General features: G+C 55.6%; 1 pseudogene. It reads right to left on the reverse strand.

What is annotated here, in order from left to right:
* Nucleotides 1-45 precede the first annotated feature (45 nt).
* Nucleotides 46-248: pseudogene (locus tag A918_RS22100) on the reverse strand (enoyl-CoA hydratase/isomerase family protein); the annotation flags it as partial.

Consider the following 248-nt stretch of genomic DNA (forward strand, 5'->3'; position numbering starts at 1 on the left):
ATGATGCGGCAGGCAATTTCGCCGCGATTGGCAATCAGGATTTTGTCAAACATCATCTGATCCTGTCCGGTTTATCCATGCCGGTGCCCGTTTATCGAGAAAAGCAGTCAGGCCTTCACGGGCTTCCGCATTCATGCGCAGAGTAGCAATATTATGCGCGGTTTCCTGCGCCAATGCATCGCCCATCATCTTGCCTGCAACATTGCGGATCAGTCGTTTTGCGGCGGCCTGCGCCTGCGGGCCGCCCT

The organism is Pseudochrobactrum sp. AO18b (genome assembly GCF_000409565.1).
GTDB lineage: Bacteria > Pseudomonadota > Alphaproteobacteria > Rhizobiales > Rhizobiaceae > Pseudochrobactrum > Pseudochrobactrum saccharolyticum.